At 73.2% G+C, this 24,983-nt stretch carries 14 protein-coding genes, 1 pseudogene and 1 riboswitch; of the genes and pseudogenes, 4 read left to right on the top strand and 11 right to left on the bottom strand.

Annotated features, from left to right (window positions below):
• Positions 1-40 precede the first annotated feature (40 nt).
• From A0J59_RS11275 to galK, 3 genes and pseudogenes are all read left to right on the top strand, one after another.
• The gene (locus A0J59_RS11275; RefSeq protein WP_053369695.1) at positions 41-814 is read left to right on the top strand and encodes a DeoR/GlpR family DNA-binding transcription regulator; all 774 of its coding nucleotides are present in this window, start codon (positions 41-43) and stop codon (positions 812-814) included.
• 55 nt (positions 815-869) lie between these two features.
• Positions 870-2,072 (top strand): annotated as a pseudogene (galT, locus tag A0J59_RS22355) (galactose-1-phosphate uridylyltransferase); the annotation flags it as partial.
• Positions 2,046-3,392 (top strand): galactokinase, encoded by a 1,347-nt coding sequence (galK, locus tag A0J59_RS22350; protein WP_064316169.1) that lies wholly within the window; start codon positions 2,046-2,048, stop codon positions 3,390-3,392. The pseudogene galT and the gene galK, both read left to right, overlap by 27 nt.
• A 95-nt stretch (positions 3,393-3,487) precedes the next feature.
• Here the strand turns inward: galK and A0J59_RS11260 are convergent, their stop codons facing one another.
• From A0J59_RS11260 to A0J59_RS11240, 5 genes are all read right to left on the bottom strand, one after another.
• Positions 3,488-4,291: an exodeoxyribonuclease III gene (locus tag A0J59_RS11260; protein WP_064316168.1), complete on the bottom strand. Its 804-nt coding sequence runs from the start codon at positions 4,289-4,291 to the stop codon at positions 3,488-3,490.
• A gap of 102 nt (positions 4,292-4,393) precedes the next feature.
• The gene (locus A0J59_RS11255; protein WP_064316152.1) at positions 4,394-5,662 is read right to left on the bottom strand and encodes an MFS transporter; all 1,269 of its coding nucleotides are present in this window, start codon (positions 5,660-5,662) and stop codon (positions 4,394-4,396) included.
• Between the two features lie 47 nt (positions 5,663-5,709).
• Positions 5,710-6,591, bottom strand: coding sequence for a bifunctional methylenetetrahydrofolate dehydrogenase/methenyltetrahydrofolate cyclohydrolase (locus A0J59_RS11250; RefSeq protein WP_053369693.1), 882 nt, complete (start codon positions 6,589-6,591; stop codon positions 5,710-5,712).
• 8 nt (positions 6,592-6,599) lie between these two features.
• Positions 6,600-7,889 carry a serine hydroxymethyltransferase gene (glyA, locus tag A0J59_RS11245; protein WP_053369692.1) on the bottom strand — a complete coding sequence of 430 codons (1,290 nt, stop codon included), beginning with the start codon at positions 7,887-7,889 and terminating at the stop codon, positions 6,600-6,602.
• Positions 7,890-7,970: 81 nt separating this feature from the next.
• A riboswitch (ZMP/ZTP riboswitch) is annotated at positions 7,971-8,081 on the bottom strand.
• Between the two features lie 57 nt (positions 8,082-8,138).
• Positions 8,139-8,657, bottom strand: coding sequence for a GNAT family N-acetyltransferase (locus tag A0J59_RS11240; protein WP_047234072.1), 519 nt, complete (start codon positions 8,655-8,657; stop codon positions 8,139-8,141).
• A 107-nt stretch (positions 8,658-8,764) separates the two neighbouring features.
• On the opposite strand from A0J59_RS11240, the gene purU reads away from it, so the two are divergent.
• The gene (gene purU / locus A0J59_RS11235) at positions 8,765-9,685 is read left to right on the top strand and encodes a formyltetrahydrofolate deformylase (RefSeq protein ID WP_047234071.1); all 921 of its coding nucleotides are present in this window, start codon (positions 8,765-8,767) and stop codon (positions 9,683-9,685) included.
• A 142-nt stretch (positions 9,686-9,827) separates the two neighbouring features.
• Here purU and A0J59_RS11230 read toward each other — a convergent pair whose 3' ends face one another.
• The 6 genes from A0J59_RS11230 to A0J59_RS11205 all read right to left on the bottom strand — a co-directional run bounded on the left by A0J59_RS11230 (position 9,828) and on the right by A0J59_RS11205 (position 24,935).
• Positions 9,828-10,937 (bottom strand): sugar-binding protein, encoded by a 1,110-nt coding sequence (locus tag A0J59_RS11230; protein ID WP_064316151.1) that lies wholly within the window; start codon positions 10,935-10,937, stop codon positions 9,828-9,830.
• Positions 10,938-11,019: 82 nt separating this feature from the next.
• Entirely contained in the window at positions 11,020-12,309 is a 1,290-nt protein-coding gene (gene mmsB, locus A0J59_RS11225; RefSeq protein ID WP_064316150.1) for a multiple monosaccharide ABC transporter permease, read from the bottom strand.
• A 52-nt stretch (positions 12,310-12,361) separates the two neighbouring features.
• The gene (gene mmsA / locus A0J59_RS11220; protein WP_064316149.1) at positions 12,362-13,921 is read right to left on the bottom strand and encodes a multiple monosaccharide ABC transporter ATP-binding protein; all 1,560 of its coding nucleotides are present in this window, start codon (positions 13,919-13,921) and stop codon (positions 12,362-12,364) included.
• Between the two features lie 336 nt (positions 13,922-14,257).
• A complete protein-coding gene (locus tag A0J59_RS11215; RefSeq protein ID WP_064316148.1) occupies positions 14,258-14,749 on the bottom strand; it encodes a GNAT family N-acetyltransferase in 492 nt (163 codons plus the stop codon).
• 137 nt (positions 14,750-14,886) lie between these two features.
• Complete coding sequence (gene pulA, locus A0J59_RS11210) at positions 14,887-21,078, bottom strand: pullulanase-type alpha-1,6-glucosidase (RefSeq protein WP_082918941.1); 6,192 nt, start codon at positions 21,076-21,078, stop codon at positions 14,887-14,889.
• A 281-nt stretch (positions 21,079-21,359) separates the two neighbouring features.
• The gene (locus A0J59_RS11205; RefSeq protein WP_064316147.1) at positions 21,360-24,935 is read right to left on the bottom strand and encodes an ABC transporter ATP-binding protein; all 3,576 of its coding nucleotides are present in this window, start codon (positions 24,933-24,935) and stop codon (positions 21,360-21,362) included.
• Positions 24,936-24,983 lie beyond the last annotated feature (48 nt).

Below are 24,983 nucleotides of genomic sequence, written 5' to 3'. Positions count from 1 at the left end.
TCGTGTTGGATTTCTCGGCGATGTGGACAATACTGTTCGCATGCTCGCCTCACAGCGCCAGGAGCGCATCCTCGCGGAGATCCGGGACCACGGCGCGGTCCGCATCGGCGACCTGACCCGGGAGCTCGGGGTGTCGGACATGACGATCCGGCGCGACCTCGTCGAGCTCGCCGACCAGGGCCTGGTCCGCAAGGTCCACGGGGGCGCCGTCGCCCCGCACACCACCGCGCACGAGCCGGGCTTCGCGGCCAAGAGCTCGCGCGAGGCCGCGGAGAAGGAGGCCATCGCGACGGCCGCCGCCCGCCTCATCACCGCGAACGCCTCGGTCGCGCTGAGCGCCGGCACGACGACCCACCTGCTCGCCGCCCGCATCGCCGCGGACCCCGCGCTGCGCCCCCTGACGGTCGTCACGAACTCCCTCCCGGTCGCCGAGATCCTGCACCGGGCGAACGACCCGCGCCTGGAGACGATCCTCACGGGCGGCAGCCGCACCCCGTCCGACGCGCTCGTGGGCCCGCTCGCGGAGGCCGCGCTCGCGGGCCTGCGCGTCGACCTCGCGTTCGTCGGCGCGCACGGCGTGGACCCGGAGATCGGGCTCACGACCCCGAACCTGGACGAGGCCGCGACGAACCGCGCGCTCATCGAGTCGGCCGGCCGCACCGTCGTCCTCGCCGACCACACCAAGTGGCACACGACCGGGCTGCGCGTCTTCGCGACGTTCGCGGACGTGGACGTCCTCGTCACCGACGCCGGGCTCGCGGAGGACGCGCGCGCCCGGGTCCAGGACCTCGTCGAGCAGCTCGTCGTCGCCTGACGGCGGACCGCAGCCGCCGCCTCTCCCACCGCACCGCGATCGGAACACCGCACGCATGAACCCGCACCTGCGCCGCACCTCGACCCGCCTCGCCGACGGCCGCGAGCTCGTCTACTTCGACGACTCGCCCGCGTACGTCTCGGGTGAGCGCTCACGTCGGCTCGACGACCCGCGTCCGCTGCCCGACCGGTTCGCCCCGGTGCCCGGCCCCGACGGGGCGCCGCACCCGTACGTCGGGCCGGAGATGCGCCGCGACCCGCTCACGGGCGACTGGGTCCCCCTCGCCGCGCACCGGATGAACCGCACGTTCCTCCCCGCCGCGGACTCGTGCCCGCTGTGCCCCGCGCGTCCCGGCGCCGCCTACTCGGACGGCGAGGTCCCCGACACCGACTACGACGTCGTCGTCTTCGAGAACCGCTTCCCGTCGCTCCAGCGCGTGCCCGGCGTGGCCGACGCCGTCGTCGAGGACGCGCCGCTCCAGCTCCACGCACCGGCCGCGGGCCGGTGCGAGGTCGTGTGCTTCTCGAGCGACCACCGCACGTCGTTCGGCGCGCTCTCGCCGCAGCGCGTCCGCACGATCATCGACGCGTGGGCCGACCGCACCGCCGCGCTCGGGGCAGAGCCCGGCGTCGAGCAGGTCTTCTGCTTCGAGAACCGCGGGCAGGAGATCGGCGTCACGCTGCACCATCCGCACGGGCAGATCTACGGCTACCCGTACGTCACGCCGCGCACCCGCGCGCTGCTCGACGAGGCGCGCGAGCACCACCGCCGCACGGGCCGCAACCTGCTGCGCGACGTCCTCGACTCCGAGCTCGCGGACGGGCGCCGCGTCGTGCTCGAGACCGAGCACTGGGTCGCGTACGTGCCGTTCGCGGCGCGCTGGCCCGTCGAGGTCCACCTCGCCCCGCGGCGCGACGTGCCCGACCTCCCCGCGCTCACCGACGCCGAGCGCGACGACCTCGCCACCGCCTACCTCGAGCTCCTGCGCCGCCTCGACCGCTTCTTCGAGACGGCCGACGGCGACCCCATCCCGCTCCCGTACATCGCCGCGTGGCACCAGGCCCCGGCGCACGAGGGCCGCTCCGTCGCGGACGGCGGCACCGACGACGTGACCCTCGCCCGGCTCCACCTCCAGGTCTTCTCCGTGCTGCGCGCACCGGGCAAGCTCAAGTACCTCGCCGGCTCGGAGTCGGGCATGGGCGCGTGGATCAGCGACACGACGCCCGAGCGGATCGCGTCGCGCCTCCAGGAGCTCGCCCCGTCGAGCGCCGCACGCGGGTGGGTCCGCTCGTGGTCCGACGACGACGGCGCGGCCCGCGCCCGCGCCGTCTTCGCCGCGTCGTTCGACGAGGCTGCTGACGGTCCCGCCGACGCCCATGAGGCCCGAGCCGGCCAGGAGCAGGTACCGGTCTGGGCCGCCCCCGGCCGCGTCAACCTCATCGGCGAGCACACCGACTACAACGCCGGGCTGTGCCTCCCCATCGCTCTCCCCCACCGCACGTACGTCGCGCTGCGCCCGCGCCCGGACTCGGTCGTCCGGCTCGCGTCGGCCCAGGCGCCGGGCGAGACGTGGACGACGACGCTCGAGGACGTCGCGCCGGGCGCGGTCGCGGGCTGGGGGTCGTACGTCGCCGGCGTCGCCTGGGCCCTGCGCGAGCACCTCGTCGCGCAGGGCGCCGACCCGGGCGCCATCACGGGCTTCGACGCGGCGGTCGACTCGAGCGTCCCGTTCGGGGCCGGGCTCTCCTCGTCGGCCGCTCTCGAGTGCGCGGTCGCGGTCGCGCTCGACGACGTCGCCGGACTGGGCCTCAGGGCGACCGACGCCGGGCGGGCGGCCCTCGCGACCGCGAGCGTCCGCGCCGAGAACGAGATCGCGGGCGCACCGACGGGCGGCATGGACCAGTCCGCTTCCCTGCGCGCGACCGCCGGGTACGCGCTCCTCCTCGACTGCCGGCCCGGCCTCGACCCCGTCGAGTCCGCCGAGCAGGTGCCGTTCGACCTGGACGCCGCAGGGCTGGCCCTGCTCGTCGTCGACACGCGCGCCGAGCACCGGCTCGTCGACGGCCAGTACGCGGCGCGACGCGTGACGTGCGAGGACGCCGCCCGCACGCTCGGGCTGGGTTCCCTGCGCGAGCTCGCGGACGACGTCGCCGCGACCGACGACCCCGCCGGGGCCCTCGCCGTCGCCCTGGAGAAGCTGCCCGACGACGTCGCACGCCGCCGCGTGCGTCACGTCGTGACGGAGATCGGGCGAGTGCGCGACCTTGTCGCTCTCCTGCGCGACGGGCGTCCCGACGCGGTCGGGCCGCTCATGAACGCGTCGCACGCGTCGCTGCGCGACGACTACGAGGTCTCGAGCGTCGAGCTCGACGTCGCCGTGGACGCTGCCCGCGTCGCCGGCGCCCTCGGTGCGCGCATGACCGGGGGCGGGTTCGGCGGCTCCGCGATCGCGCTCGTCCGCGCCGACCAGGTGGAGGCCGTGGCCGACGCCGTCCGCGCGGCGTTCGAGCGCGAGGGCCTCGGCGCCCCGGGCTTCCTCCTCGCGACCCCGTCCGCACCGGCCGACCGCGTCGCCTGACCCGAGCACGACCTCACACGCCGCCGAACACGACATGAGGGTCGCTGTGCGGCACATGACGACCCTCATGTCGTGTTCGGCGAGGGCGGAACGTCTCAGACGTCGTACGTGGCGACGAGGGGGGCGTGGTCGCTCCAGCGCTCGTCGTGCGTCGGTGCGCGGTCGACCTCGACCTTGACGACACGCTCGGCGAGCGACGGCGTCGCGAGCTGGTAGTCGATGCGCCAGCCCGAGTCGTTGTCGAACGCGCGCCCGCGCCACGACCACCACGTGAACGGGCCGGGACCCTCGCCGCCGTGGACGCGGCCGAGGTCGACGAGGCCGACCTGGTCGAGCCAGGTGTCGACGTACGCGCGCTCCTCGGGCAGGAAGCCGGCGCTCTTGAGGTTGCCCCTCCAGTTCTTGATGTCGACGTTGTGGTGCGCGATGTTGAGGTCGCCCGCGAGCACGACCTTCTCCCCCGTGGCCGCGAGCTCGCGCAGCCGCGCGGTGACCTTCTCGAGGTAGGCGTACTTCGCGACCATCGTCTCGGGCTGGCTCACGGTGCCGGAGTGGATGTACGCGGAGACCACGGTGAGGCGACCGCCGTCGGGCAGCTCGAGGTCCGCCTCCACCCAGCGGCCGGTGTCGACGGGCGGCTCCGGCTCGCCGGCACCCAGCCCGACGCGCACGGCGGACACGCGCAGCCGGGACGCGACGGCGACGCCGGCCCGCCCCTTGATGTCGCACGCCTGGTGCGCGACGTGCCATCCGTCGAGGAGGTCGTTCACGACCGAGTCGGGGGCGCGGACCTCCTGGAGCAGCAGGACGTCGGGCGTGCGGGACGCGATCCAGGCGTCCATCCCCCGGCGGTAGGCGGCACGGATGCCGTTGACGTTGGCGGTGGCGATGGTGAGCAAGTGGGCTCGTCCTCCCTCGATGACGGTCGCGCGCGGCCGCCAGGACGGTCGCGGCACGCCGGCCATCCCATCACACGCCACCGACAGGCCGGGTACCCGGCGTCACGCGGGCGGCGTGGCCTCGCTCACGCCCACGAGGGCGACGCGGGCGGGCCGGAACGCGCCGGCGAGCATCGCCGACACCGCGGCGAGCACCGCGAGGACGACGAACCCGACCCGGAGGTGATGGGCCGTCGCGAAGATGCCGGTGAGCACGCCGCCGAGCACCGCGCCCGCATAGGTGAAGACGTTGAGGCGCGCGACCGCGCGGTCCGTGACCGTCGCGACGAACCCGGCCGGCGGCTCTGCCGACCCCGTGCCCGCCGCCACCGCCTCGCGGGCGCGGTCCCCGATCGCGGAGAACGCGAGCGGGGCGACGACGCCGAGCCCGAGCCCGGTCGCCGCCAGCCCGAGCACCGCGACGGGCCAGGCGGGGGCCGCGGCCACCGCGACGAACCCGAGGGCGCCGAGCGTGCCGCCCAGCCGCACGACCCGCACGCGGCCGAGACGCTCGACGAGACCGTCTCCCACCAGCCGCGACACGATGAGCGCCGCCTGGTACGCCGCGTACCCCAGCGGGGCGGCGGCTGCGCTCGCCGCGAGGACGTCGCGCAGGAACGTCGCGCTCCAGCTCGACACGGCGGAGTCCGCGACGGGGAACGCGAGCATCCCCGCGCCGAGCAGCGCGATCGTGCCCGCCGCGACCCACGCCACGCTCCCGGTCGGCGCGACGTCGCGGACGTCGTCCGCCACCCCGACAGGGGTCACGGCACCGTGGGCCGTCGCTCCGCCGTCGGGCAGACGCAGCGCGAGCCAGACGGCGCCCGCGGCCACGAGCAGCGCCACGAGCGGGAGCGCGACCGGCTGGTCGAGCCCGACGAGCGCGCTGCCCGAGACGGCGAGCGCGCCGAGCACGCCGCCGGCGGCGTTGGCCGCGTAGAACGACGCGAGCAGGCTGCGGCCGTGCGCGCGCTCGACGTCGATCCCGAGCATGTTCATCGCCGCGTCGACCGCGCCGAGCGCGAGCCCGTACAGCCCGATCGCCACGAAGAAGACCGGCCACGACGGCGCGAGCCCGACGCCCGCGACCGCGAGCGCCGCGAGCAGCAGGCCGGCCACGACCACGGCGCGCGCGCCGCGGAGCGCCGCCACGACGCCGGACAGTGCGCTGCCCAGCCCGGCGAAGACGCACACGCCCAGCACGACGAGCGTGACGACGTCGTCGCCCATGCCGAGCCGTTCCTTGTACCCGGGGATGCTCGTGAGCACCACGGCGAACCCGAAGCCCTGCACGGCGTACGCCGCCGTCGTCGCGATGCGCGCCCTCGTCACCCGCGCAGACTAGCGCCTGCGCGTCGCCCCGGGAACGCCGCAGGGCGTCAGGCGGAGGCGCGCTCCGCCGCGTCGACGACGTTCGCGAGGAGCATCGCGCGCGTCATGGGCCCGACCCCGCCGGGGTTCGGCGAGATCCAGCCCGCGACCTCGGCGACGTCGGGCGCGGCGTCCCCCACGACGCGGCTCTTGCCGGTCTCGGGGTCGACCTCGCGCGAGACACCGACGTCGATGACGACGGCGCCCGGCTTGACCATGTCGCGCGTGATGATGCCCTGGACGCCCGCCGCCGCGACGATGACGTCGGCGCGGCGCACGAGCTCCGCGAGGTCCGTCGTCCCGGTGTGCGTGAGCGTCACCGTCGCGTTGACCGCGCGGCGCGTGAGCAGCAGGCCGATCGAGCGGCCGACGGTCACGCCGCGGCCCACGACCACGACCTCCTTGCCCGCGAGGGAGATGCCGTGCCGCTCGATGAGCTCGATGATCCCGCGCGGCGTGCACGGGAGCGGCGAGGTGACCTCCTCGTTGACGCGCAGGACGAGGCGCCCGAGGTTCGTCGGGTGCAGGCCGTCCGCGTCCTTGGCCGGGTCGATGAGCTCGAGCACGCGGTTGGTGTCGATGCCCTTGGGGAGCGGGAGCTGCACGATGTACCCCGTGCAGGCCGGGTCCTCGTTGAGGCGGCGGACCGCGGCCTCGATCTCCTCCTGCGTCGCGTCGCCGGGCAGGTCCTCGCGGATCGAGGACAGCCCGACCTCGGCGCAGTCGCGGTGCTTGCCCGCGACGTACCACTGCGAGCCCGGGTCGTCGCCCACCAGCAGCGTGCCCAGGCCGGGCACGACGCCCTTCCCGGCGAGGACCGCGAGGCGGTCCTTGAGCTCGGCCTTGATGGTGGCGGCGGTCGCCTTGCCGTCGAGGAGCTGCGCACTCATCCGGGGGCTCACTGCTGCAGGCCCGGGTACAAGGGGAAGTCGGCCGTGAGCTTCTGCACGCGGGCGCGCAGGGCGTCCGCGTCGGTCGCGGCGCCCTCGCGCAGCGCGGTCGCGATGATCTCCGCCACCTCGGTGAACTCGGCGTCGCCGAAGCCCCGCGTCGCGAGCGCGGGCGTGCCGATGCGCAGGCCGGACGTGACGCGCGGGGGGCGCGGGTCGAACGGCACGGCGTTGCGGTTCACGGTGATGCCGACCTCGTGCAGGAGGTCCTCGGCCTGCTGGCCGTCGAGCGCCGAGTGGCGCAGGTCGACGAGCACGAGGTGGACGTCGGTGCCGCCCGTGAGGACGGAGACGCCGGCCGCGGCCACGTCGGCCTGGGCGAGGCGGTCGGCGATGATGCTCGCGCCGCGCAGCGTGCGCTCCTGGCGGTCGCGGAAGTCGTCGGAGCCCGCGATCTTGAACGACACGGCCTTGGCGGCGACGACGTGCATGAGCGGGCCGCCCTGCTGGCCCGGGAACACGGCGGAGTCGATCTTCTTGGCGTACTCCTCCTTGCTCAGGATGAAGCCGGAGCGGGGGCCGCCGATCGTCTTGTGGACCGTGGAGGACACGACGTCCGCGTACGGCACCGGGGAGGGGTGCAGGCCCGCGGCCACGAGGCCCGCGAAGTGCGCCATGTCCACCCAGAGCTTCGCGCCGACCTCGTCCGCGATCTCGCGGAACGCCGCGAAGTCGAGGTGGCGCGGGTAGGCGGACCAGCCGCCGATGATGACGTCGGGGCGCGTCTCGAGGGCCTGCTTGCGCACCTCGTCCATCTCGATGCGGTACGACTGCGGGTCCACGCCGTACGCGGCGACGTCGTAGAGCTTGCCGGAGAAGTTGATCTTCATGCCGTGCGTGAGGTGGCCGCCGTGCGCCAGCTCGAGGCCGAGGATCTTGTCGCCCTTGTTGATGAGCGCGTGCAGCACGGCGGCGTTGGCCGTGGCGCCCGAGTGCGGCTGGACGTTGGCGTGCTCGGCGCCGAACAGGTCCTTGGCGCGCGCGATCGCGAGGTTCTCCGCGACGTCGACCTGCTCGCAGCCGCCGTAGTAGCGGCGGCCCGGGTAGCCCTCGGCGTACTTGTTGGTGAGCACGGAGCCCTGCGCCTGCAGGACGGCGCGCGGGACGAAGTTCTCGGACGCGATCATCTCGAGGGTGTCGCGCTGGCGCGCGAGCTCCCCGTCGAGGACGGCCGCGATCTCGGGGTCGAGCTCGGCGAGCGGGGTGTCGAGGACGTTGTCGGCTGGCTGGGCGCTCATGGCGTCTCCTCCGCGGGTGCTTGGCAGTGTGTCGTCGGTGGTCACGTTCCCGGCTCGCCGGGTACGCCCCACCAGGGGGTGACCCGGGGCCCAGGCGAACGACCCGTCGTCTGCACAGCGTGTCGCTCCCCGGTGGTGATCCACCCTGCCCGGGCGGAGATCCACCGGGCGGCGCCAGTCGCGACGCGTCGATCCTAGCGCACGGCCCGTCGGCGGGCCCCGGGCCGTCGCCCGGGGCCGGTCACCCGGCTACTCCTGCCCGACGGCGTCGGTCTCGTTGCGTGCCTCGGCCTCGCCGAGGATGCGGCGCAGGTAGGTGTAGGTGAGGTCGCCGGCGGCCTTGTCGTACTGCTCCTCGTAGCCGTGCTTGGTGTACATCGCGAGGTTCTGCTTGGAGTCCTTGCCCGTGAAGACCCAGATCTCCGTGGTCTGCTCCGGGAGGTACGGCAGCACCTCGAAGAGCATCTGCGTCCCGATGCCGCGGCCCTGCATGTCCGGCGCCACGGCGAGGCGGCCGAGCGTCGCCTTGCTCTCCTCGATCTCGACCCGCACCGAGCCGACGAGACGCGGCCCGAGCCACGCGCCGATCGTCACGACGTCCTCGCGCGCGAGGTCCTCGCGCAGCTCGTGGAGGGTCTGGGTCAGCGGGGGGATGTTGGGGTCCTGGTAGAGCTGCGCCTCGGTGACGAACGCCGCCCGCCGCAGGGTCAGGAGCTCACCGGCCTCGGCGTCGTCGACGAGGCGGGTCGTGATCTGCGCGTCGTTCATGAAGACATCGTGTCAGACATCGCGCGGCGCGACCGCGCGTGTCCGGGTGATGTCAGCCTGCCGGACGGCGGCCTCGGCACCGCCGGGACGCGGCTACCCTCTGAGGGGTGTCCACGACAGATCCCCGTGGCGCCGACGTCCCCGACACCTCGGCGCTCCGCACCGCGCAGCCCCCGACCGGCGACCCCACGCACTGGGTCCTCACGCTCTCGTGCCCGGACGGGCCGGGGATCGTGCACGCCGTCGCCGGGGCCCTCGCGCGGCTCGGCGGCAACATCACGGAGTCGCAGCAGTTCGGCGACCCGCTCTCGGGACTGTTCTTCATGCGCGTGCAGGTCACCGCGGCCGCGGAACGCGCCGAGCTGGAGCGGGCGGTCGAGGAGGTCGCGGCCCGGTTCGCCATGACGTGGCAGCTCGACGTCGTCGGGCGCCGGGTCCGCACGCTGCTCATGGTCTCCAAGGCGCCGCACTGCCTCGTCGACCTGCTGTACCGCGAGCGCTCGCAGGGCATGCCGATCGAGGTCGTCGGCGTCGTGGGCAACCACCGGGACCTCGAGGACATCGCGACGTTCTACGGCAAGCCGTTCCACCACGTGCCCGTCACGCGGGACACCAAGGCCGACGCCGAGGCGCGCCTGCGCGGGCTCGTCGACGAGCTCGACGTCGAGCTCGTCGTCCTCGCGCGCTACATGCAGATCCTCTCGGACGAGCTGTGCCGCGAGATGCCGGGGCGCATCATCAACATCCACCACTCGTTCCTGCCGAGCTTCAAGGGCGCGCGCCCGTACGCCCAGGCGCACGACCGCGGCGTCAAGCTCATCGGGGCCACGTCGCACTACGTGACGGGCGACCTCGACGAGGGCCCGATCATCGAGCAGGACGTCGAGCGCGTCGACCACTCGCGCCGCGTCGAGGACCTCGTCGCGATCGGCGAGGACGTCGAGCGCCAGACGCTCGCGCGCGCCGTGCGCTGGCACGCGGAGCACCGCGTGCTCCTGGACGGGCACCGCACCGTCGTCTTCCGCTGAGCCGCAGGCTCCCGCCGGGCTCCCGGCGCCGGCGACGCCCCCTCACGACCACGGCCCCCGCCACGTCCGAGGACGTGACGGGGGCCGTCGTGCGGCGGCGTGCCGGTACGCCGCCGCCTCCCGGTCGCTCAGAGCGAACGGGTCACTTGGTGAGCTCCTCGAGGGTGGGGTCACCCGCGTAGACCTCGGCCGCGTTCTCCTGCGTGACGATGATCGGCTCGAGCAGGAAGGCCGGGACGACCTTGACGCCGTTGTCGTAGGACTCGGTGTCGTTGATCTCCGGCTCCTCGCCCGCCTGGAGCGCCTTCACCGCGTTGATCGACTCCTCGACGAGCTTGCGCGTGTCCTTGTAGATCGTCGAGTACTGCTCGCCCGCGACGATCGACTTGACCGACTCGACCTCGGAGTCCTGGCCGGTGATGACCGGGGTCTCCTTGCCGGCCTGCTTGGCCGACGTGAGCGCCGCGCGGGCGAGGGTGTCGTTCGGCGACAGGACGCCGTCGAGCTCCTTGTCGGAGTAGCTGCCCGAGAGGACGGTGTCCATGCGCTTCTGCGCGTTCTCGGCCTTCCAGCCCTGGGTCGCGACCTGCTCGAACGACGTCTGGCCGGACGGGACGACGAGCGTGCCGTCCTCGATCTTCGGGTCGAGCACGCTCATCGCACCCTCGAAGAACGGCGTCGAGTTCGCGTCGTCGGGCGAGCCGGCGATGAGCTCGATGTTGTACGGGCCCTCGCCCTTGCGCTCGGCGAGGCCCTGCAGCAGCGCCTCGCCCTGGAGGACGCCGACCTGGAAGTTGTCGAACGCGATGTACTCGTCGACGGCGTCCGTGTTCTTCACGAGGCGGTCGTAGGCGATGACGGTCGCGCCGCTGTCCTTGGCGTTCTTGAGCTGGCTGCCGAGCTGCGACCCGTCGACGGCGCCGACGATGATGACCTTCGCGCCCTGCTCGACCATGGCGTCGATCTGGCTCTGCTGCTCCGAGACGCCGCCGTTGGCGAACTGCACGATCGGCTTGAAGCCGGCCTCGGTCAGGCCGTCGTTGAACAGCTGCTCGGCGAGCACCCAGTTCTCCGACGTCTTCTGCGGGAGCGCCACGCCGATCGTTGCGCCCTCCTCGAACCCGGCCGCGGCGGACTCGCCGCCACCGGTGGAGTCGCCACCGGCGTCGCCCCCGCGGTCGGAGGAGCAGCCGCTGAGCACGAGCGCACTCGCGGCGGTGAGCGCCAGGAGCGTCGTGGTGAGCTTCTTCATGGGTACCACTTTCTTGTCGGGCATCCGTCGTCGGATGCGGTCAGGGGTCGTGCGGTGGGTGGGACGTGAGGGGTAGGTCGGGTCAGCCCTTGGCGGCGGTGGCCCCGGCCTCGACGGGGACCTCGGGCCGCGCGTCGTCGGCGCCCGTGACGGCGCCCGTGCCCTTGTCGCGCCGCGACGGGAAGATCAGGGCGATGATCGACGGGCGGCCCTGCACCTTGTTGTAGACGTCGAACGCCACGGCGGCGAGCAGCACGAGGCCCTTGATGATCTGGGTCAGGTCGGAACCGACACCCATGAGCTGGAGGCCGTTGTTGAGGACGGCCATGACCAGGCCACCGATGACGGACCCGACGACCGTGCCGACACCGCCGGAGACGGCGGCCCCGCCGATGAAGACGGCCGCGATCGCGTCGAGCTCCCACATGTTGCCGTCGAAGGGGCCGGACGCGGTCGAGCGGCCGATGAAGATCATCCCGGCGAGGGACGCGAGGATCGACATGTTCATCATCACGAAGAAGTTCGTGCGCTTGATGTTCACGCCGGACAGCGCCGCCGCGGCCCGGTTGCCGCCCACCGCGTACACGTGGCGACCGGTGATGGTCCGCGACGCGACGAACTGGTAGACGACGACGAGGAGCACCAGGACGAGCGCAGGCACCGGGAACGACGTGCCGACACGGCCTGACCCGTAGAGGTACGTGAGGTAGGCGATCACGGCGCTGAAGAGGACGACGCGCGTCACGGCGACCGAGGTCGGGACCGGCTCGGCGCCGAGCTTGCGCGCGCTCGCGCGGCGGCGGAGCTCCGACCACACGACGGCCGCGATCGCCAGGACACCGAGCAGGAGCGTCGAGTTGTTGAGGCCGGTGTTCGGCCCCCACTCGGGCAGGTAGCCACCACCGAGGGTCTGGAGCTCCTGCGGCACCGGCACGGTGTTCGACTTGCCGATGAACTGGTTGAGACCGCGGAACAGCATCATGCCGGCGAGCGTGGTGATGAACCCCGGGATGCCGACGTAGGCGACCCACCAGCCCTGCCAGGCGCCGATGACCGCGCCGACGCACAGCCCGAGCAGGATGCCCAGCCACCACGGGATGCCCCAGTCCCGGATGGCGATCGCCACGATGATGCCGGTCACCGCGGCTACCGACCCGACCGACAGGTCGATGTGGCCCGCGATGATCACGAGGACCATGCCGATGGCGAGGATGAGGATGTAGGAGTTGCCGTTGAGCAGGTTCTGCGCGTTGCTCGGCGTGAGGACCCGTCCGCCCGTGGCGATCTGGAAGAAGATGACCAGGGCGAGGAGCGCGAAGAGCATGCCGAACTGGCGTGCTCCCCCGCTCAGCAGCTGCTTGATGGACGACATCGTCGGTGGTTCCTTCTCGGTTGCGATGCGGTGGCTGGGGTGGAGGACGCGCTCAGGCGGCGGCGTCGGAGGGTGCGTCGCCGGGTGTCCCGGTCATGAGGCGCATGAGCCCCTCCTGGGTCGCCCCCGACCCGGGGACCTCGCCCGTGATCCGCCCCTCGAAGACGGTGTAGATGCGGTCGCACAGGCCGAGGAGCTCGGGCAGCTCGGACGAGATGACCACCACGCCGCGCCCGGCGTCGGCGAGCTTCTGGACGAGGCCGTAGATCTCGTACTTGGCTCCGACGTCGATGCCGCGCGTCGGCTCGTCGAGGATGAGGAGCTCCGGCTCGGTGTACATCCACTTGGCGAGCAGGACCTTCTGCTGGTTGCCGCCCGAGAGCTTCGCGACGCCCTCGTGCACGCTCGGCGCCTTGATCGAGAACGCCTTGCGGTAGGACTCGGCCGCGACGAACGCCGCGTCCTGGTCGATGACGCCGGCCTTGGCGATGCGGGGCAGGTTCGCCGCCTGGATCGTGCCGAGGATCGTGTCGAGCAGGTTCAGCCCCAGCGCCTTGCGGTCCTCGGGGACGTAGGCGATCCGGTTCTCGATCGCCGAGAGCACCGTGGGCATCGACACCTCGCGGCCGTCGATGCGCACGACGCCGGACTTGTAGCGTCCGTACGACCGCCCGAAGAGCGACCGCGCGAGCTCGGTGCGCCCGGCGCCCATGATCCCGGCGAAGCCGACGATCTCGCCACGGCGGACGTGGAACGTCGAGCCCTTGCACACGTATCGGCCGGGCACCTCGGGGTGCTCGACGGTCCAGCCCTCGACCTCGAAGAAGGTCTCGCCGATGGACGGCGTGTGCTCCGGGAAGCGCGACTCGAGCGAGCGGCCGACCATGCCGCGGATGATGCGGTCCTCGTCGACGGCGTCGTTCTTCACGTCGAGCGTCTCGATCGAGCGGCCGTCGCGGATGATCGTGATCGAGTCGGCGATCTCCTCGATCTCGTTGAGCTTGTGGGAGATCATGATGCTCGTCAGCCCCTTGGACCGCAGGCCGCGCAGCAGGTCGAGCAGGTGCTCGGAGTCCTCCTCGTTGAGCGCGGACGTCGGCTCGTCGAGGATGAGCAGGCGCACGTCCTTGGCGAGCGCGCGGGCGATCTCGACGAGCTGCTGCTTGCCGACGCCGATGCTTTTGATCTGCGCGTCGGGCGACTCCTGGAGACCGACGCGCGCCATGAGCTCCTCGGCCCGACGGCGGGCCGCGCCCCAGTCGATGCCGAACGCACCCTTGACCTCGTTCCCGAGGAAGATGTTCTCGGTGATCGAGAGCTCGGGGATGAGGGCGAGCTCCTGGTGGATGATGACGATCCCCGCGTGCTCGCTCGAGCGGATGTCCTTGAACTGGACCTCGGCGCCGTCGTAGTAGATGTCACCGGCGTACGTCCCGTGCGGGTACACGCCCGAGAGCACCTTCATGAGCGTCGACTTGCCGGCGCCGTTCTCGCCGCAGATCGCGTGGATCTCTCCCGCGCGCACCCGCAGGTTCACGTCGTCGAGGGCGCGCACGCCCGGGAACTCCTTGGTGATACCTCGCATCTCGAGGATCACGCGCTCGTCCGCCATCGGACCTCCTCCTGCCGAGGACAGCTCGCAGCGCACCGACGCGCCGCGGACCCGGACACCCTCAGCGCCGTCCGAGCGGGCCTGACGTTATGCCGGTCGCGTTCTTGGCGTCAACTCCTGAACGCAAGGATCGACAGAACCGTGACCAAACAGCGACCTTGGTCCCATGACAGCGCAGACATATGCCCCGCAATGTGAGCGCCAACACGCGAGAACGCTCCCAATCGATCAGGATCTGAAGGCGTGAGAGCGCTCCAAGGAGCGGCCCGCGTGCGCCCCGCAGAGCATGCGATGACCGGAGTCCGGGGTACCGGACGCGGAGACGCCGACCCGGGATTAGCGGGGTGGGAGCGGGCGCTTGAAGCCCTCGTGCGACTGCTCGTAGCCGAGCGACCGGTAGAACCGGTGGGCGTCGGCCCGCTGCTTGTCGGACGTGAGCTGGGCGAGCGTGCAGCCTCGCGCGACGCCCCAGGCGTGCGCCCACGCCATCATGGCGCGGCCGACGCCCTGCCCGCGGAGGCGGCGGTCCACGCGCACCGCCTCGACGAGGAGCCGCGACGCGCCGTTCCGGGAGATCCCCGGGATCACGGTGAGCTGCATCGTCCCGACGACCTCGCCGTCGAGCTCGACCACGACCAACTCGTTGTGCGGGTCGGCGTCGATCGCGGCGAACGCCGCCTCGTGCGGGGGCCCGACCTCCCCCGTCCGGGACCGGGCGATGGCGTCGTCCGCGATGAGCGCGACGACCCGCGGCAGGTCCGCGGCGACCGCCGTGCGGAACGCGAGGCCCGCCGTCGGGCCGACGGCGGGCGAGGACGAGGTGGTCACGGCCAGCGACCGTAGCACCTCGCCTGCCGAGGCAGAACCAGGTCCTGCCGAGGTAGAGCCGGGGTCTGCCGAGGTAGAGCCCTGGTGAAGACCAGGTCTCTACCTCGGCGGACCAGGGTTCTCCCCCGGCGGTCGGGTCAGGAACAGGTGAGCTCCTCGTGGGCGACGGTGAAGGTCGAGGTGACCTCCTCGCCGTCGACCACCGCGGTCGCGGTCACCGTGGCCTCGCCGGCCGCGACCGCCTTCTGGCGCGTCGCGAACGACTGGTAGGCGTTCTTCCCGGCCGCGACCTTCGAGAACCCCTTCTCGCCGAACGGCGTGGAGAGCGTCAGGTCGACCGGGACGGCGCCGTCGTTCGTCGCGCGGACGGCGACGTAGGCCTTGCCCGCGAGGCAGCGGGGCTGCACCTCGACGGAGACGGGCAGCTCGCCGCCCGCCTGCGGCTCGACGAGCACCGCGACGGTGCGCGCCGGGACCGTGACGGTCCCGGAGGCCGCGTCCCACGTGGTGCCCTGCACGACGGCGTCGCTCCCCTCGGCCTGGACCGGCGAGAGCACGTACTCGCGGCCCGCGAGCGCGGACAGCGGGACGGTGACCTCGTCCGGCGAGGCGTTGAACACCGTGAGCAGGCCGTCGAGGGCCGGGTCGACGTCCGTGCCCACCGTGTCGTCCACCGACATCGCGACGGCCCCCGGGACCTGGTCCGTCCCGGCGCCCGGGAAGGTGACCTTCTCCCGGATGAGGTCCGCGTCGCCGAGCCGGAAGAGCTCGGTCGAGTGCCGCAGCCGCAGGAGGTCCTGCGACTGCGCCGAGGCGGCCGCGATGTCGTCGGGTGACGGCTTGAGCGCCGGGTCCGCGAGGAGCGGGGCCATGAGCGGCCACTTGTCCTCGTTGTCCGCCGCCATGGGCAGGCCCTTGCCGAAGCCGTTGTCCTGACCGGTCCAGTCGATCGCGTTGAACCAGTCGCCCGAGTCGTAGCTGTTGCGGTCGAGCGACTTCGACCGCAGCAGGTCCGTGCCCGCGTGCCAGAACGACGGCGTCTGGGAGAGCGCCGCGGTCGCGAGCGAGACCGTGTTCATCCGCACGCGCTCGTCCATGGGCGTGTCCGCCGGGAGCTTGAGCGTGAGCAGGTCGAACAGCGTCTCGTTGTCGTGCGCGTCGACGTACGTCACGACCTCCTCGGGCGAGTCGGCGTAGCCGGCAGGCGCCCCGCGGTAGTCGATCTCGTCGCCGCGCTTCTCCTCGCCCGTCGACGTGACGAGCGTGTAGTCGCGCAGGTTGCCCGCGAGGCCGAGGCGCACGAGGTCGGTCTGGTGACCGAGGTCGGCGAGCTCGTCCGCGGACCCGTCGTTCACGGTCCCCGGCTCCCCCGCCCGGGCGGGCTGCCCGTTCGGGTCGGTCGCGAGGCCCGTGCCGAAGCCCTGCGTGAACGTCGAGGCGCCGTCGACGGGCGAGCCGCCGTGCACGGCGTCGCGCAGCCGGTCGGAGAACGTCCCGATGCCCGTGCCGCCGAGCTGGCCCTGCGTGGCCTGCTCGAACAGCGCGTTGCCCGCGACCTCGCCGAAGTCCCAGCCCTCGCCGTACAGGTAGACGGACTTCCCGTCGACGCCGTCCTCGGCGAGCGTGAGCTCGTCGAGCGCGGCCCGGACGTCGAGCATGTTCTGCTTCGAGTGGTGGCCCATGAGGTCGAAGCGGAACCCGTCGACGCGGTAGTCCTTCGCCCACGTGACGACCGAGTCGACCATGAGCTTGCCCGCCATCGCGTGCTCGGTCGCGACGTTCTGGCAGCACGTGCTCGTCTCGACGGAGCCGGTGGTCGGGTTCTGCCGGTGGTAGTAGCCCGGCACGACCTTGTCGAGGACCGACTTCGCGTCCTGCCCGCTCGCCGCGGTGTGGTTGAACACCTGGTCGAGCACGACCTGGAGCCCGGCGCCGTGGAGCGACCCGACCATGGTGCGGAACTCGGCCACGCGCGCGCCGCCGTCCGCGTCGACCGCGTACGACCCCTCGGGCGTGCTGAAGTGCCACGGGTCGTAGCCCCAGTTGAAGCCGTCCTGCGCCTGCACCGCCGCGACGGCGGCCTGCTGCTCGGGCGAGTCGGGCGCGAACCCGGTGAGGTCGCCCGTCGTCTTCTGGGCGGCACGGTCCTCGGGGATCGACGCGATGTCGAACGTCGGGAGGAGGTGCACCGTGGTGAGGCCCGCGTCCGCGAGCTCGCGCAGGTGCGTCATCCCGGCCGAGTCCTGCTCGGCGAACGCGAGGTAGGTGCCGCGCCGCTCCGCCGGGACGGTCTCGTCGGAGATCGAGAAGTCGCGCACGTGGAGCTCGTAGATCGTCTGGTCCACCGCCCGCTCCACGACCGGCGCCGGTGTGCCCTCCCAGACGCTCGGGCGGAACGCGGGGTCCTCCAGGTCGACGGCCACCGAGTGCGTGGAGTCGAGCGTGAGTCCCACCGAATAGGGGTCGGTGACGACGTTCGTCTCGACCTTTCCGGTGCTCGGGACGTAGACGCGCACCTCATAGAGGTAGCGCGCGCCCTTCCACCCGACGGCCGCGCCGCCGAGCTTCTTGTCGGCCGACTTGCCGTCGAGGGTCCACGTGCCGTCGGGCTGGCGCGCGGCCTCGAACCGGCGCGGGTCGTCGTCGAGCGACGCCCCCGCGGGCCAGGCGAGCACCGAGACGGCCTTCGCCGTCGGCGCCCACAGCGCGAACGACGCCCACTTGCCGTTGGCGTGCCACGAGACGCCGAGCTCGCGCTCGACCGCGTCCTGCGCGAACAGGTCGTCGACGACGCCCGGCACCTGGACGCCGGTCGCGGCCGTGAGGACGCCGTCGTCGGCCCGGGTCACGAGGAGCTGGCCGGTGAGCGCGGCCTCGGCCGCGGCGCGGTCGAGCGGCTCGCCGTCGTCGAGCACGCGCAGCGCAGTGTGCCCGGCGAGCGCCGGGAACTCGGCGGCGACGTCGTCGGGCAGGCCCGCCGGGTCCACCTCGAGCGTGTACGACGCCGTGCCCTCCGGTGCCTGCACCTCACCCTCCGCGCTGCCCGGGGCGACGGAGATCCCGCCGTCCGGCGCAGCCCACAGGGTCCACCCGTCGCCCGTGCCGAGGTCGCCCGGCCAGGCGACCAGGTTCTCGCGGACCCAGTGCGCGGCCTGCTGGCCGGTGCCGGGGAGCGGCGGGTTCGCCACCTCGATGGTCAGGACGTGGGTCGCCAGGTCGTAGGAGAACGTGACGTTCTCGCCGTCGCCCACGGAGAACTGGTAGTTCGCCCCGTCGGGCGCACCGCCCACCCCGTAGTTCTCGGCCCAGCTCAGGCCGTGCGCGACCTTGCCCTCGTACGCGCCGGCCGCGAGGCGGTCGGTCGACCACGTGTAGGTACCGTCGCCGTCGGGGTCCTTGAGCCAGGACGCGAGGCAGTCGGGCGCCCAGGAGGCGGGGCAGCCGACCTGGTCCTGGAAGGAGCCCGGCAGGGTGACGATCGGGCCCTGCGCGGTGCTCGAGAAGTCCTTGCTCACCGGGTCCCAGTAGAACGTCACCGGTCCACCAGTCGTCGTGTACGTCGCGTTGCCGCCGTCCTGTACGCCGCCGACGCCGTAGTTGACCGTCCACGACCCGTTGATCGCGACCTTGTACTCGTACGTCCCGGCGGGGATGTCGAACGTGCCCGCGTAGACACCGTCCGCGCGCTTCGTGAGCTTCGCGGCCTCGCAGCCCGGGGCCCAGTCTCCCGCGCAGCCCATGGCCGCGTTGTGGCTGCCGGGCACGGTCACGAGGTCGATCTCGGGCTCGGGCTCCTCGCCCACGACCCCGCTCACGTCGACCCCGACGCTCGCGAACGTGGACGCGGCGGCGCGGTCGCCGTCGGCGTCGGTCGTCACCGCGCGGTACTCGACGAGCGTGCCGTCCGCGAGGCCCGCGACGTCGTGGAAGACGCGCGGCGCCGTGTCCTCCGCGGTGCCGAGCGGGTGCCACTCGGCGCTCCCGACCTCGCGCCACGCGAACGACGTCTCGGCCCACGCGTCCGCGTCGACCGTGGCCGTCACGGGCGCGACGCCCGTGACCGCTCCCCCGGCGCGCGGCACGGTGAGGGCGATGTCGCCCGACGAGTCCGCGCCGACCTCGCGGTCGGCCCGCAGCACGACCGTGCCCGTCGCCGGGACGGTCAGCGTGACGACGCCGTCCGCGTCGGCGATGACGGGGGCGGCCTGCTCGCCGTAGAGCACCTCGTACGAGGCGCCGGGCGTGAGGGTCGTGAACGTCGCCGTCCGGTCCTCCGCCGCGTTGTTCAGCGCGACGAGGTGCTCGACCTTCTCCGTGCGGTCCACCCGGCTGAAGGCGTACACACCCGCGCCGTTCTCGACGTAGCGCTCGACCTGCGCGCCGTCCGCGAGCGCCGGGTGCGCCTCGCGCAGCGCGGCGAGCTCGGCGATGTGCGCGTAGAGCGGCGCGTCGGTGCCGAAGCGGTCGACGCTGCCCGCCTGCTCCCCCGTGACGAGCGGCTGGTCGGCGTACTCGTCGACCTGGGTCGCGAACAGGGTCTGGCGCGCGTCCTTGTCGCCGCCCTTCCCGGCGAAGCCCTGCTCGTCGCCGTAGTACACGACCGGCTGCCCGCGGGTCAGGTACATGAGGTCGTGCGCGAGCTCGTCGCGCGCGAGCGGGTCGTCGGTGCTCGCGAGCATGTACCCGACGCGCCCCATGTCGTGGTTGCCGAGGAACGTCGGCAGCGCCTGCGCGTTGGTCGTCGGCGTCGTGTACATGTCGTCGCTCGCGAAGAGCGACGCGAGGCCCTTGGCGCTGTTGCCGCTCGCGAAGCTCGTCGCGGCGGACTGGAACGTGAAGTCGAGCGTCGAGCTCATGTCGGTCTTGCGCACGTAGGGCGAGAGCTTCGCGGCGTCGGCGTCGTACACCTCGCCGAACATGAAGAAGTCGTCCTTGCCCTGCGCGTGGGCGTAGTCGAGGACCTCGGTGGTCCACGTCTCCCAGAACTCGAAGTTCACGTGCTTGACGGTGTCGATGCGGAAGCCGTCGATGCCGAGGTCGATCCAGTCCTGGTAGACGTCGACGAACCCGTCGACGACCGTCGGGTGCTCCGTCATGAGGTCGTCGAGGCCGTCGAAGTCCCCGTAGGTCACGGACTCCCCGGTCCACGTCGAGTTGCCGCGGTTGTGGTACAGCGTCGGGTCGTTGAGCCAGGCCGGGACCTTGAGGTCCTCCTTGCCCGCGGGTACCACCGGCGTGTACGGGAACGACGTCGCGGCGTCCAGCGCCGGGAAGTCGCCCGTCCCCGCGTGGTCCGCCGGGTCGAACACGGTGCCCTCGGCGTCGCGGTACGGCGACGTGGCCTGGTCGACGTACGAGTACTGCTTCTCCTCGTAGTCGACCACGTCGGCCGTGTGGTTCGTGATGATGTCGAAGTAGACCTTGATCCCGCGGTCGTGCGCCTCGTCGATGAGCGCCTCGAGCTCGGCGTTGGTGCCGAGGTGCGGGTCGATCTGCGTGAAGTCGGTGATCCAGTAGCCGTGGTAGCCCGCGGAGGCGTCGGCGCCGGTGCCCTGGACCGGCTGGTTCTTGAACGACGGCGTGAGCCAGATCGCCGTCGTGCCGAGGCCCTCGACGTAGTCGAGGTTCTGCCGCAGGCCCGCGATGTCGCCGCCCTGGTAGAAGCCCTTGTTCGTCGGGTCGTACCCGGAGACGAGCGGGTCGTCGCCGAGCCCGGCGGTGTCGTTCGACGGGTCGCCGTTGGCGAACCGGTCGGTCATGACGAAGTAGAAGCGCTCGTCCGACCCGGGCTGGCGCACGGGGGGCACCACGAGGTCGGCGTCCTGCGCCTCGTCGTAGTCCCCCGCGAGCCCGAGCGGCGTGAGGGCGATGCGGTGCGTCGACTCGTCGAACGTGACGCGGACCGTCGCGTCGCCGCCGAGCACGAGCGGCGCGTTGTCCTGGCCGCCGTCGCGCCCGTACGCCTCGTCCCAGGCGTCGTCGTACGCGACCTTGTACTGGTACGTGCCGGCGGGCAGGTCGAAGTCGGCGGACCACACGCCCGCGGCGTCGGTGGGTGCGAGCTCGGTCGCGTCGCACGCGGGGTCCCAGTCGGCCGCGCAGCCGAGCTCGGACTGGAGGTCGCCCACGAGGGCGAGCGTGCGCTCGTCGGCCCCCGCGGCGGGGGCCGCGAGCGCGGCGAGCGTGACGCCCGCCAGGCTGGAGGTGGCGAGCGCGACGGCGGTGACGGACGCCGTCGTGCGGGACCCGCGCGAGCGACGGGCCGACGGGTCGGATGGGTGGGGCGACGGTGTGCGCGGAACGCGGCGACGTCGCGGCGTGGAGGTCATGAGGACTCCCTCGTCCGGTGGCTGGTGCGGGGCCGCAGGCATGAGCTGGCACGAACCGGTGAACGCGGACGACGGGGACCGACAGCGGGCGACGTCGACCGCGGCTTCCTCAGCGTACGGCTGAGCCGAACTGTACTGCTTGCAGAAAGTTGCAGCAAGGTTCGGCAACCAGGGCTCGCGCACCTCCGCCGTACGGCCCCTGGAGACGCCGAACCCGGGGTCGCTCCTCACGGAACACGTCCGGTGAGGAGCGACCCCGGGTTCGGGGAGGGCCAGAGAGGTCAGCCCGCCAGGTGACCCCAGCGCGGTGCCAGGTCGCGCCACGGCCCGACCTCGGCGACGCGGCCCTCGTCGAGCACGACGACGCGGTCCGCCCGCGCGAGCGCCGCACGCTTCGACGTCGCGCCGATCACCGTGGTGCCCCGCTCCCGCAGCGAGGTCCACAGCTCGATCTCGGTCGCCGCGTCGAGCGCGCTCGAGACGTCGTCGGCCAGGAGGAGCTCGGCGTCGGTCGCGAGCGCCCGCGCGAGGGCGAGCCGCTGGACCTGGCCGCCCGAGAGCCGGACGCCGCGGTGCCCCACCAGGGCCTCGTGGCCCCCGGCCTCGACGACGTCGCGCTCCAGGCGCGCGGCCGCGACCGGGCCGTGCACGTCGCGCTCGTGCCCGAGGCGCACGTTGTCGGCGAACGACCCCGAGAGCACGCGCGGGACCTGCGCCACGTGGGCGACCTGCCCCGGACGCAGGAACGTCTGGGCGTCGACGACGTCGGTCCCGTTCCACCGGATGTGCCCCGTGTGCTCCATGAGGCCCGACAGCGCCGAGAGCAGGCTCGACTTGCCCGCCCCGACCTGCCCGAGCAGGAGGACGAGCTCGCCGCGGCGCACCGCGAGGTCGACGCCCTGGACGCCGATCGTGCCGTCGTCGTGCAGCGCGGTGACGTCGGCCAGCTCGAGCCGCTCGAGCGGCTGGCGGGGACCCGGGTCGGGCACGGGTGCCTCGCCGGTGAGGAGGTCGACGCCGGCCGGCAGGTCCATGAGGTCCGTGCCCCCGGCGAACCGGCTCGTGGCGCGCTGCCACGAGCGCGTGCCGGGCGCCTCCGTCACGACCGCCCCCGCGACCACGCCGAACCAGCCGAAGCCGGTCACCGCGTTGGCGACCAGGAGCGCCGTCGCGAGGTCCCACGTGCCGACGAGCAGCCCGGCCCACGCCGCCACGACACCGAGCTGGATCATGACGAGCGGGACGCCGTCGAGCGCGGCCTGCACCCGGTGCTCGAAGATCGCGGCTCGCACGCGTCCCCCGTCGACGTCGCGCAGGTGCGCGTGCACCTGCGGCGTCCGGGCGGCGAGCTTGACCGTGCGTGCCGAGTCGAGCGCCGAGACGAGCGCCCGCCCGAACCGGGCGCGCGCCGCCGACGACCGCGTGGCCGACCGACCGGCGATCGGGCGCCCGAGCGCGGACGCCGCCGCGGACACGACCATCACGGCGAGCAGCACCGCGCCGGCGAGCCACGACCCGCTGAGCAGCGCCGTGACCCCGGCGATCACGAGGCCGTTGACGAAGTCGACCCAGCGGTCCGCGTACCGGACGAAGCGGTCGGCGTCCATGGCGCGCGCGACCACCTCGCCCGGGGGCGTCGCCGTGAGCCGGTGCTGGCGCGTCTGGCCGGCCATGACGGCCATGCGCACGCGCAGCAGCACCTCGATCCACCAGCGCGGGTAGACGTACAGCGCCCAGGCGAGGCACAGCGGCGCGAGGACGAGGAGCACCGCGAGCGGCACGAGCAGCTGCGCCGGGAAGCCCTCGTCCAGGTCCTGCACCGCGCGGCCCCAGAGGAAGCCCGTGACGGCACCCTGCGCCGACACGAGGCTCGTCGCCAGGAACAGCACGGCGCCCACGACGCCCCACGCGGGGCGGACGAACAGCGCGTGCAGCACCCCGCGCGCGAGGCTGGGCCCGTCGCCCGGGTCCGCGAGGACCGGCGGCGCGCCCCGCCGTCGGCGTCCTCCGACGGACTCCCCCGCGCGGTCGGCGTCCGCGCCGTCGCCGGGTCCGTCCGGCGCACCCGGCCCGGGGGACGCGTCGCGCGTGCCGTCGCCGTCGCCTTCACCGGAGCCGTCGAGCAGTGCCCCGCCCGCACCGACGTGCGCGCCGGCGGCGCCCGTCGCGGCCTCCTCGGCGACGCTCGCCGCGAGGAGGTCCCGGTACGGGCCCGCGACGCGGGCGAGCGCCGCCCGCTCGCCCTGCTGCACGACCCGCCCGTGGTCGAGGACGGCGAGCAGCCCGGCGCGCTCGATCGTCGTCAGGCGGTGCGCGACGAGCACGCCCGTGCGCCCGGCGAGCAGCCGCTCCGAGGCCGCGACGACGCGCGCCTCCGTGAGCGGGTCCATGCGCGCGGTCGCCTCGTCGAGCACGACGACCTGCACGTCGCGGACGAGCAGCCGCGCGAACGCGACGAGCTGCTCCTCCCCCGCCGAGAGCGACGTCCCGCCCGGGCCCAGCAGGGTGTCGAGGCCGTCGGGGAGTCCCGCGACCCAGTCGTCGAGCCGGAGCTCGCGCACGGCGGCCTCGACGTCGGCGCGCGGCACGTCCGCGAAGAGCGCGACGTTCTCGGCGAGCGTGCCCGCGAGGATCTCGGTCCGCTGCGTCACGACCCCCACCGCGGAGCGCAGCGCCTGAAGGTCGAGGTCGCGCACGTCCACGCCGCCGACGAGCACCGCGCCGCGCGGCGGCTCGACCGCGCGCGACAGCAGCGACGCGAGGGTCGACTTGCCCGACCCCGTCCGCCCCACGAGCGCGACCGTCTCGCCCGCGGGCACCCGCAGGCTCACGCCGGCGAGCGCGAACGTGCCCTCGGCGTACGAGAAGTGGAGGTCGCGCAGCTCGATCCCCACGGGCCCGTCGGGCAGCGCCCTCCCGCCCGTGGGCTCGGGCTCGACGGCGAGCATCTGCCGGATGCGCGTGAGCGCCCCGATGCCCTCCTGGATGTCCGGCAGGTGGTGGACCAGGTTGTCCACCTGCCCGACGAACATCGCCGTCACGAGGAACAGGGTGACCAGGCGGTCGACGCCCAGGTCGCCGTCCGCGGCGAGCGCGGCGCCCGCGACGGCCACGCCGGCGAGCAGCGACGCCAGCACGAGGCCCGCGCGGCGGAGCATGCGTGACTCGATGACGAGCACCGCCTGGAACTTGTGGTGCACCTGGGCCGAGCGCTCGGCGAGGCGCCGCACCGCGAACGACTGCCCCAGGCTCGTCCGCAGGTCGTCCCGTGCCGCGACCGACTCCTCGAACGCGGCGGCGTGGTCCGTCCACGCGGCCTCCTCGATCACCTTGCGGCGCGCGATCTCGCCCAGCATGGGACGGACGATCACCGCGGCGACGGCTCCGAGCACCGGGAAGAGGATCCAGGCCGGCCACCAGGTCAGGCCCGCGACGACCCACATCGGCAGGACGCCGACGACCGTGCGGCCCGCGCCCCAGAGCTGGCGGCGCACCAGCGTGCCGACCGCGTGCGTGTCGTCGTCGACGCGGTCGAGCACCTCGCCGACGGCCTGCTCCGTGAGCGTGGCGAGCGGCTGGTGCAGGGCCGCCGTGAGCAGGTCGCCGCGCAGTCGGCCCTCGGCCCGGTCCACGACCCCTGCCCACACGACCTGTCCGGCGGTGTCGAGCAGCGCCGCGCCGACGACGCACACCGCGAGGAGCTGGAGCGTCGCCGTCGTCGGGTCGTCGGCGAGCCACCCCGCGATGACGGTCCCGAGCGCGGCACCGACCGCACCGAGCGTGAGCGCGAGGAGCGCGACGACGGCGACGCTCCAGCTCCTCGCGGTGTGCGTCGTCGGCGCGGCGCTGCTCGACACCGCCGGACAGGTCGTGTGGGCAGGGGTCGTGGACCGGGCCGAGGGCCG

Origin of the sequence: Cellulosimicrobium sp. I38E, from assembly GCF_001647255.1 — a bacterium.
In the GTDB taxonomy this organism is placed as follows: Bacteria; Actinomycetota; Actinomycetes; order Actinomycetales; family Cellulomonadaceae; genus Cellulosimicrobium; species Cellulosimicrobium cellulans_E.
Note: the sequence above shows the minus strand (reverse complement) of the source record. Positions and strands in the feature narration are given on the sequence as shown.

Coding starts and splice junctions, on each gene's coding strand:
- A0J59_RS11230 (WP_064316151.1), bottom strand. CDS start 10,937: ATGAAGAAGCTCACCACGACGCTCCTGGCGCTCACCGCCGCGAGTGCG.
- A0J59_RS11275 (WP_053369695.1), top strand. CDS start 41: ATGCTCGCCTCACAGCGCCAGGAGCGCATCCTCGCGGAGATCCGGGAC.
- A0J59_RS11240 (WP_047234072.1), bottom strand. CDS start 8,657: ATGAACGACGCGCAGATCACGACCCGCCTCGTCGACGACGCCGAGGCC.
- glyA (WP_053369692.1), bottom strand. CDS start 7,889: ATGAGCGCCCAGCCAGCCGACAACGTCCTCGACACCCCGCTCGCCGAG.
- mmsA (WP_064316149.1), bottom strand. CDS start 13,921: ATGGCGGACGAGCGCGTGATCCTCGAGATGCGAGGTATCACCAAGGAG.
- A0J59_RS11250 (WP_053369693.1), bottom strand. CDS start 6,591: ATGAGTGCGCAGCTCCTCGACGGCAAGGCGACCGCCGCCACCATCAAG.
- mmsB (WP_064316150.1), bottom strand. CDS start 12,309: ATGTCGTCCATCAAGCAGCTGCTGAGCGGGGGAGCACGCCAGTTCGGC.
- pulA (WP_082918941.1), bottom strand. CDS start 21,078: ATGACCTCCACGCCGCGACGTCGCCGCGTTCCGCGCACACCGTCGCCC.